Below are 8,735 nucleotides of genomic sequence, written 5' to 3'. Positions count from 1 at the left end.
CCGGCGTTTTGCGTCAAAGGGGCCTGGCGGCGCGCGACGCTTCCGCCGCCTGGCGAGGGTCTTCCGAGGCGGCTACGCCGTCTCGGTAAGGTAGTCGGCGTTGACCAGGTTCTGGGGCTGCCCGGCCAGGAAGGCCCGGATGTTGGCCGCCGTGATGCTCATGAGCCGCTTGCGCGCCGTGAGCGAGGCCCAGGCCATGTGCGGGGTGATCAGGCAGTTGCGCGCGCCCGGCAGCGGGTTGTCCGGATCGGGCGGCTCAACGGCCAGCACGTCCAGGGCCGCCCCGGCCAGGTGGCCGGAGTTGAGGGCGCGGGCCAGGTCTGCCTCGTTGACCAACCTGCCGCGCGCGGTGTTCACCAGGAATCCGCCGGGGCGCATGCGCCCCAGCAGGCGGGCGTCCACGAAGGAGTCGTTGCCCTTGGTGAGGGGGCAGTGCAGGCTCACCACGTCGGAGCGCTCGAAGAGCTCCTCCAGGCCCACGAAGGCGAAGCCGGGCGCGTCCAGGGGCTCCTTGGGCCTGGGAGCGTGGGCCAGGACGTTCATGCCGAAGGCGGCGCCCAGCTGGGCCACGCGCCGTCCGATGGCCCCGAAGCCCACCACGCCCAGGGTCCTGCCCGCCAGTTCGACCTGGGGGGTGTCCCAGAAGGTGAATTCGCCGCGCCGGGTCCACTCGCCGGAGCGCACCAGGGCGTCGTGGGTTTCCACGCGGCGGCACAGGGCCAACAGCTGCGCGAACACGAACTGGGCCACCGACTCCACGCCGTAGCCCGGCACGTTGGAGACCGGGATGCCGCGCGACCCGGCGTGGGCCACGTCCACCACGTCGTAGCCCGTGGCCAGCACGGCCACGAAGCGGCAGTCCGGGAGGCGGTCCAGCACGGCGGCGGGCAGCCGGGTCTTGTTGGTGAGCACGATGTCCGCGCCCCGGGCGCGTTCGACGGCGAGTTCCCCGGGGGTGCGGTCGTGCAGGGCGAATGCGCCCAGCGAGGCCACCTCGTCCCAGGGGTTGTCCCCTGGGTTGAGGGTGGCCCCGTCCAGAACGACGATGTTGGGTTTCTGGTCCATGGGGGCTCAGTTGGAGGGGGTGTAGAGTTCGAATTCCCGGGCGAGCACCTCGCCCTCGGCCGTTTCCACGCGCAGTTCCCAGTGGCCGCTCACCAGCTCCCAGGGCTGGGAGGCGGTGAAGATCACGTCGAAGGTCTGCCCCGGGCTCAGGGTGACTTCAGAGACGTATTCGTTGCGCGGCTTCTCCGCCCCCGGCTCGATGAGCCCCGGCGTGGCCGTGACCACCCGGGCCTTGAGCGGGCCGGCGGGGCCTTCCTTGCCGTCCTTGACGCGCACGCGCATGCCGAAGCTCACGCCCGGGGCGCGGGGCACGCCGGTGGTGGTCTTGGCGAGCGCGCCGTTCTTGTAGACGCCGTATTCCACCACTTCAAGGCGCTTGGGCGGATCGCCCAGGCCGATCATGGAGCAGGAGGCCAGAAGCGTACAGGCCAGGAGAAGCGCGAAGGAACGCATGGTCACCTCGATGGGGCCGCCCCGGCGCTGCGACGCCCCGCCCGTCGGGGCGCTTCCCGGGCGTGGCGCGGCCAGAGTTCGCGCCCGGGGCTTCCGGGCGGTGTTCTCCTGCCGCCACGGCACCATACAGCAATCGCACGCCCCTGCAAACCCGGCCCCGCCCGGTGCGCCCGAGGGAAGAGAAAGCCGTTGAACGAACAAGGGGGAACTGCTAGCGTCCTGGACGGGGCCAAGATACAAGACGTTCCAGGTGTGGTGATGAATCTTACGTTGCAGCAGACGGACCTTCTCAAGGAACTGATCAACATCGGCGCGGGCAAGGCCGCCGGGTTGATCAACCAGATGGTCGGCGTCCATGTCCGGCTTGAACTGCCGGAACTGATCGTCGTTCCTCCCGGGGAGACGCCCGACTTTGCGGGCCGCGGCTTCGAGGAAGTGCTCTCGGCCGTGCGCCTGGGTTTCCGGGGGGCGTTCACGGGCTGGACGGGCCTGGTGTTTTCCAAAAACAGCGCCAACTGGCTGGTCGCCCAGCTTCTGGGGCAGGTGGACGCCCCTCCCATGGACCTGGACTCCCTGCGCATCGGGGCCATCCAGGAGGTGGGCAACATCGTGCTCAACGGCGTTATGGGCTCCATCGTCAACGTGCTGGGCGAGAACGTCGGCTACTTCCCGCCGGACTACTTCGAGAGCGGCATCCAGGACATCCTCACCTCCGGCAACGCCTCGGAGCGCGTGGTGCTGCTCATCAAGGCCCGCTTCCGCCTGGAAGACGGCGTGGCCGACGGCGACATCCTCATCTTCTTCTCCATGGACACCTTCGAGTGCCTCGTGCGCTCCCTGGACAGGCTTCTGGCGCAGGCGGGCGCATGAACGCCGCGGGCGTCTCCTGCGGCCCCTTCGACGCCATGGACTTCCTGCCCATGGGCATCCTGGTGCTCGAAGAGGACTTCACCGTCAGCTTCTGGAACGCCTGCCTGGAATCCTGGACCGGATTGTCCCGGGAAGAGGTGCTGGGACGCGACGCGCGCCGGCTTTTCCCGCAGCTGGGACGCCCCCTGGTGACCTCGCGCATCCGGGAGCTCTTCCACGGCGCGCCCCCGGCGGTGTTCTCCTACCACCTGCACAACCACCTGCTGCCAGCGCGCCTGCCCGACGGGTCGCTCAGGCTCCAGCACTCCGTGGCCTACGGCGTGCCCTCCTGCGAGGCCCACGTGAAGCACGTGGTGCTCTCCCTCCAGGACGTGACCGAAATCCACAACCGCCTCCAGGAAAACCTGCGCGTGAAGCTGAGCCTCGAGCAGGAGGTGAAGCGGCGCAAGCGCGTGGAGGCCAAGCTGCGCGAGCTGGTCACCCAGGACATCCTCACGGGCATCGCCAACCGGCGGGCCTTCCTGCACGCCCTGCACCGGGAGGTGCGCCGCTGTCGCAGGCACGGGCACGCCCTCTCGGTGGCGGTGCTGGACCTGGACCACTTCAAGGCCATCAACGATCATTGGGGGCACCTGGCCGGGGACGACGCCCTGAAGACCTTCGTGCGCGCCTGCTCAGACGAGCTGCGCGGGGCCGACACCTTCGGCCGCCTGGGCGGCGAGGAGTTCGGCCTGATCCTGCCCGAAACCGACATGGAGGGTGCGCGGGTGCTGGCCGGGCGCATCCTGGAGCGCGTGCGCGCCATCGCCATCCCCTGGCCCGGCGGGACGATCCGCTTCACGGTGAGTCTGGGCCTGGCGGAGCTTGCACCGGAGGACACCCTGGAGACCCTCTTCCTGCGCGCCGACCAGGCCATGTACCAGGCCAAGGCCAACGGCCGCGACAGGGTGGAGCGGGCCTAGGGGCTCTTCTCCCCGGCCGCGCGGCGCGCCAGGAAGCGCGGGTCCAGGATCAGGCGCATCTCGCCTTCCTCGCCCAGGGCCGCGCCCAGGAAGCAGTCCTGGGAGAGCAGCTTGCGGTCCAGGGGCTTCACGAGCACCTGCACCAGCCCCAGCACCTCGTCCACCACAGCCCCGAAGCGCTCCCCCGCGTGGGAGGCCACCACCACGTGGCACACCGGAGCGGCGTCGCCCCGGACCCCCAGCAAATTGTCCAGGCGCAGGCAGCACGTTGCCCTGCCCTCCAGCGCGAACGTGGCCGCATCGCCCCGGCGCGTGGGGCGCGGGGCCTCCTGGCAGGATTCCACGCACTCCATGGGGAAGTAGAAGCGCTCCTCCCCCACGCGCACGCGCAGGCACTCCAGCAGCGACAGGCTCAGGGGCGCGCGCAGCTCGAAGGACGCGCCGCGCCCGGGGACGCTCGTCACCCGCACGGAGCCGCCCAGTTCCTCGATGGAGGCGCGCACGGCGTCCAGGCCCACGCCCCGGCCGGACACGCCGTCCACCTGCCGCGAGGTGGAGAGACCGGGAGCGAAGATCAGGTCCAGGGCGTCCTCGCGGCCCGGCTCAGCGCCCCGGCGCGCCAGCCCGGCGCGCTCGGCCTGGGCCAGCACGGCCTGGGCGTCGATGCCCGCGCCGTCGTCCGCCACGGTCACGATCACCTCTCCGCCGTCCTGGCGCACGTCCAGCGCGATCTCGCCCCGGGGGGGCTTTCCGGCCATGAGCCGCGCCTGGGGCGTCTCCAGGCCGTGGCGCACGGCGTTGCGCAGGAGGTGCACCAGGGCAGGACCCAGCTGCTCGATGAGGGCCTTGTCCATCTCGGTCTTTTCGCCCTGGACGCGCAGGGCCACGTCCTTGCCCGAGGCGGCGGCCAGGTCGCGCACCATGCGGCGGTAGCGCGGGGTGACGCTGGAAAAGGGCAGCAGGCGCATCTCCAGGACGCACTTGCCCAGATGCCCCAGTTCCCTTTCCAGGTCCGACACCATCTCCAGGTAGCGCGCGTCGGCGTCCCGGCGGGCGGCGGCGGCCAGGCGGGCCTGGGTCTGCATGGCCTCTCCCAGGCGGTCGAGCAGTGCGTCGAGCCGGGCGGGAGAGACGGAATAATTGAGGTCCTGCGGCTCGGCCGCGGCCGCATCGGGCTCCGCGACGCAACCGCACGCCGGGGCGGGGTCTTCCACCGCGCCGCCTCCCAGCCACGGGGCCAGGGCGTCCAGGGTGAGCAGGGCCTCGCCGGGGCCGTTGCCGAGGGCCGCGAGCGCGGCCTTGAGGGAGTCGAAGGCCGCCAGCAGGGCCGAGACCAGCGCGGGCGAGCCCTCCAGCAGGCCTTCGCGCAGGGCCGAGAGCACGGTCTCCATCTCGTGGCAGTGGGCGGCCAGCCCGGCCAGGCTCAGGGTGGCCGCGTCGCCCTTGACGGTGTGCACGGCCCGGAACACGGCCTCGACGGCCTTCCGGGCGTCCTGCGGCGGGGCGGATTCCAGACCCAGGAGCGCGGCCTCGGCCCTGGCCATCTGGTCCAGGCAGCTGTCGCGGAAGATGGCCAGGAGCGCCGGATCGGTCATGGCGTGCGGTTCTGCGGGGTGGGGGCCGGGGTCAGCCGGGGAGTCTGCGGGAGAGCACGCCGACCACGGCGGCCTCGTCCACGGGCTTGTTGAGCACCTCGGCAGCGCCCAACTCCAGGCAGCGCGCCCGGGTGGTGTGCTGGATGTCGGCGGTGATCACCGCGACGGGGAAGCCCACGCCCCGGGCGTGGAAGATTTCCAGAAGCTCCAGGCCGGAGAGTTCGGGCATGTTGAGGTCCATGATCACCAGGTCGGGCGTGCGCGCCTCGACCAGTTCCAGCAGCTGGCGTCCGTTGGCGGCCTCGACGGTTTCGTGGCCGCGCTCGCTGACGATCTTGCGCAGGAAGAAGCGTTGGAACATGGAATCGTCGGCAAGGGCAACAAGGGCCATGATGTCCTCCGTCGTGTGGCTCCTGGTATCATATGCCCATGCGAGCGGGCGCACAACCGCAATCCGCCCCTGTACGGAGGGCGAGCGCCGGAATTTTCGGCTTCTTCGCGGGTTTGGCGTGCCTCATTCGCCGGGAGTGGTTGCGCGGAGGTGGCGTTCCGGTTACATTGCAACCCAATGTGGTGAACCGGCCGCTCCCGGGGGAGCGGAGTCGTTTGGTGGTTTGGGCTTCGCGGATCAACCTCTAAAGACATTCAGGGAGACCGGCATGCTCGACGTTCTGAAAAACCAGCGGACCTACGCTCTCATCGGCCACGGCGGTTGCGGCAAGACCACCGTGGCCGAAATGCTTTTGTATGTCGCCGGGGCCGTCCCGAAACTGGGCAAGATCGAAGACGGCGCCACCACCCTGGATTACGAGCCCGAAGAGATCAAACGGCGCGGTTCCGTGCAGCCGGGCTTCGCCACCTTCCAGTGGCAGAAGAACCGCCACTTCCTCATCGACACCCCCGGCGACCTCGCCTTCACCGGCGACCTGGGCTACGTGCTGGCCAGCGTGGACGCCGTCATCTTCGTGGTGGACGCCGTGGACGGCGTGAAGCCCCTCACGCGCAAGCTCTGGCAGGAGGTCTCCAAGTTCCGTCTGCCCACCATCTTCCTCATCACCAAGATGGACCGCGACCGCGCCGACTACGAGATGGCCCTGAACGGCATCAAGAACCAGCTGGGCGTGAAGCCCTTCCTCCAGAACGTGCCCATCGGCAAGGCCGAGAGCTTCGCGGGCGTGGTGAACATCGTGGAGAACAAGGCCTACGGCTTCGACGCCTCGGGCAAGATCAGCGAGATGGCCATCCCCGCCGACATGGCCGAGGAGATCGAGGGCCTGCGCGAAACCATGATGGAAGAGATCGCCGTGTGCGACGAGACCCTCATGGAGCGCTACCTGGAGGACCCCGCGTCCGTCTCCCTGGACGACCTGGAGGCCTCCATGCGCAAGGCCGTGGTCTGCGCGGAGATCTACCCGGTGATGGTGGCCTCGGGCCTCAAGTGCATGGGCGGGCAGCGCATCCTCAGCGCCGTGCAGGTGTTCTTCCCCTCGCCCCTGGACACCCCCGTGGGCGAGAAGGTGGTGGAGGCCGAGGACGGCTCCTTCGTGAAGGTCTCCCCCGACGCGCCCCCTGCCTGCTTCGTGCTCAAGACCCAGTTCGACCAGTTCGCCGGGCAGCTCTCCATCATGCGCGTGCTCACCGGCACGGTGACGCCCGACGCGACGCTGCTCAACATGCGCTCCGACGCCAAGGAACGCTTCGGCGGCCTGCTCACCATGACCGGCAGCCAGACCAGCCCCTGCAAGGAGCCCGTAGGCCCGGGCGCCATCGTCGCCGTGGCCAAGCTCAAGGAGACGCGCACCGGCGACACCCTCTGCGAGGAGAAGCACCCCTTCAAGTTCCTCAAGCCCAAGCTGCCCGAGCCCATGATCTCCTACGCCCTGGCCCCGGCCGAGAAGGGCGACGAGGACAAGGTGTTCCAGGCCATGGCCAAGCTCCTGGACGAGGACGTGAGCCTGAGGCTCACCCGCAACGAGGAGACGGGCGACATGCTCCTCTCCGGCCAGGGCCAGAGCCACGTTGAAATGGCCGTGGAGAAGGCCAGGCGGCGCTACAAGGTGGGCATCGTGCTCAAGGCCCCCACCATCCCCTACCGCGAGACCGTGCGCGGCAAGGCCGAGGTGCAGGGCCGCCACAAGAAGCAGACCGGCGGGCGCGGCCAGTTCGGCGACTGCTGGATCAGGATGGAGGGGCGCGCCCGGGGCGAAGGATACGAGTTCGTGGACGCCATCGTGGGCGGGTCGATCCCGCGCCAGTACATCCCGGCGGTGGACAAGGGCGTGCAGGAGTCGGCGGTGCGCGGCGCGCTGGCGGGCTACCCCATGGTGGACTTCCGGGTGGAGCTGTACGACGGCTCGTTCCACACGGTGGACTCCTCCGAAATGGCCTTCAAGATCGCGGGGTCGCTGGCGTTCAAGGCGGCGTGCGAGAAGCTGAAGATGGTGCTGCTGGAGCCCATCGCGCTGGTGAGCGTGTCGATCCCGGACGACTTCATGGGCGACGTGATCGGCGACCTCTCGAGCCGCCGCGGCAAGGTGCTGGGCAGCGACGCCGTGGGCGGCGTGACGGAAGTGCAGGCCCACGTGCCCATGAGCGAGATGCAGGAATACGCCAAGACGCTCGGCTCCATGACGGGCGGCCAGGGAGCGTTCACCATGGTGTTCGACCACTACGAGGACGCCCCGCCCCCGGTGGCCGAAAAGGTGATCGCGGAGCACAAGAAGGCCAAGGAAGAATAGAGCGGGGCGGCGAAACGCCGCGCTGGGCATGAATGAACGAGAAACCCCGGGGGCGACCCCGGGGTTTTTTCGTTATTTGGTCCGAGTGGCGAAGTGTTTGATTCTTATCAGTTGTTGCTCATGCTGTACCTAAGGATTGGGATGCATGACTATGAATTGTGTTGAGTCATAGTGCGTGTAGGTGTTTGTCTGTGCTGTGGCTGGAATTGAAGTACGATTCAAGCGATTGCTTCAGGTGCGTGTATTGCGTTTGTGATTTTGTTGCAAATAAGAACGCTAAGTCGTTTTCTTTGTATGAAGCTGTGTTTATGCAATGACTTGTGCATTGTATTTGCGACAGCTTGTATCTGATTGATTCAGTATGTGTACGCCTGTCTCTTTGCAGGTGCTGGTAGATCATTAAAACTGATGAGTCATTAATATTTCTGACTATTTTGCTGGCGTCTGACAGTAAGATATACTTATCCGCTCCGTTTTTAAGCATATAGCGCATGCTGTTTGGCTCCAGTCCTATGTCTGGATCGATAAATACAAGTGAGTTTGCTGATGAAATTACAGTGGTGAATTGTTCCCAGTATGATGTGCGTGATGCGTAAGAATAATAGGTGTCGTCTTCTGGTTGAACAGTATTGTAGGATATTACGTGGTGTGATATCCAGCGTCGCCAGTGTGATAGGCTTTTTGTTTTGCATTGCTGAATGTACTGGTAGAGATCTTTTGAACGACTTTTCTTTTGAGATGGTTTAACGTTTCCCTCGTTGTCTCCCCGGTGTTCCGTGAGCATGGGCACAAAGGAATAGTTTTGTATTGGGGTGTTGCGGATGATGTGCGTTATTAGATCGTACTTGAAATAGTCGCGGTCGTCGCCAAAATACTTCATTTGGACCATATTGCCCTCTTACTCGTAAATTGCCCAGGACAGGAATGGTTACGCCGCCCTCTCCGCCTCCAGGGCCTTGCAGGCCAGCGTCACCACCTTGGGGATCAGGCGCGCGCCCTGTTCGTAGTAGATCACCGCGCGGCGCGTGATGCCCATGGCTTCGGACACGGCC

At 66.8% G+C, this 8,735-nt stretch carries 7 protein-coding genes; 3 read left to right on the top strand and 4 right to left on the bottom strand.

Going from position 1 to position 8,735, the window contains the following annotated elements; translation table 11 throughout:
* Positions 1-72: 72 nt before the first annotated feature.
* Together ACV4UX_RS15305 and ACV4UX_RS15300 are read right to left on the bottom strand one after the other, a co-directional pair.
* Positions 73-1,065, bottom strand: coding sequence for a D-2-hydroxyacid dehydrogenase (locus tag ACV4UX_RS15305; protein WP_491594149.1), 993 nt, complete (start codon positions 1,063-1,065; stop codon positions 73-75).
* Between the two features lie 6 nt (positions 1,066-1,071).
* Entirely contained in the window at positions 1,072-1,518 is a 447-nt protein-coding gene (locus ACV4UX_RS15300; RefSeq protein ID WP_491594148.1) for a DUF3859 domain-containing protein, read from the bottom strand.
* Positions 1,519-1,776: 258 nt separating this feature from the next.
* Here ACV4UX_RS15300 and ACV4UX_RS15295 point away from each other — a divergent pair, with 258 nt between their 5' ends.
* A complete protein-coding gene (locus tag ACV4UX_RS15295; protein ID WP_491594147.1) occupies positions 1,777-2,388 on the top strand; it encodes a chemotaxis protein CheC in 612 nt (203 codons plus the stop codon).
* A complete protein-coding gene (locus ACV4UX_RS15290) occupies positions 2,385-3,350 on the top strand; it encodes a sensor domain-containing diguanylate cyclase (RefSeq protein WP_491594146.1) in 966 nt (321 codons plus the stop codon). Before ACV4UX_RS15295 ends, ACV4UX_RS15290 begins: the two co-directional genes overlap by 4 nt.
* On the opposite strand, the gene ACV4UX_RS15285 is transcribed toward ACV4UX_RS15290, so the two are convergent.
* Complete coding sequence (locus ACV4UX_RS15285) at positions 3,347-4,945, bottom strand: chemotaxis protein CheA (protein WP_491594145.1); 1,599 nt, start codon at positions 4,943-4,945, stop codon at positions 3,347-3,349. The two genes, ACV4UX_RS15290 and ACV4UX_RS15285, sit on opposite strands and share 4 nt — an antisense overlap.
* A 31-nt stretch (positions 4,946-4,976) precedes the next feature.
* A complete protein-coding gene (locus tag ACV4UX_RS15280; protein WP_491594144.1) occupies positions 4,977-5,336 on the bottom strand; it encodes a response regulator in 360 nt (119 codons plus the stop codon).
* 268 nt (positions 5,337-5,604) lie between these two features.
* On the opposite strand from ACV4UX_RS15280, the gene ACV4UX_RS15275 reads away from it, so the two are divergent.
* Entirely contained in the window at positions 5,605-7,683 is a 2,079-nt protein-coding gene (locus tag ACV4UX_RS15275; RefSeq protein ID WP_491594143.1) for an elongation factor G, read from the top strand.
* Positions 7,684-8,735: the final 1,052 nt, after the last annotated feature.

The organism is Fundidesulfovibrio sp., assembly GCF_058402725.1.
This window is presented reverse-complemented; position numbering and strand designations above follow the sequence as displayed.

Coding starts and splice junctions, on each gene's coding strand:
- ACV4UX_RS15295 (WP_491594147.1), top strand. CDS start 1,777: ATGAATCTTACGTTGCAGCAGACGGACCTTCTCAAGGAACTGATCAAC.
- ACV4UX_RS15275 (WP_491594143.1), top strand. CDS start 5,605: ATGCTCGACGTTCTGAAAAACCAGCGGACCTACGCTCTCATCGGCCAC.
- ACV4UX_RS15290 (WP_491594146.1), top strand. CDS start 2,385: ATGAACGCCGCGGGCGTCTCCTGCGGCCCCTTCGACGCCATGGACTTC.
- ACV4UX_RS15285 (WP_491594145.1), bottom strand. CDS start 4,945: ATGACCGATCCGGCGCTCCTGGCCATCTTCCGCGACAGCTGCCTGGAC.
- ACV4UX_RS15300 (WP_491594148.1), bottom strand. CDS start 1,518: ATGCGTTCCTTCGCGCTTCTCCTGGCCTGTACGCTTCTGGCCTCCTGC.
- ACV4UX_RS15305 (WP_491594149.1), bottom strand. CDS start 1,065: ATGGACCAGAAACCCAACATCGTCGTTCTGGACGGGGCCACCCTCAAC.
- ACV4UX_RS15280 (WP_491594144.1), bottom strand. CDS start 5,336: ATGGCCCTTGTTGCCCTTGCCGACGATTCCATGTTCCAACGCTTCTTC.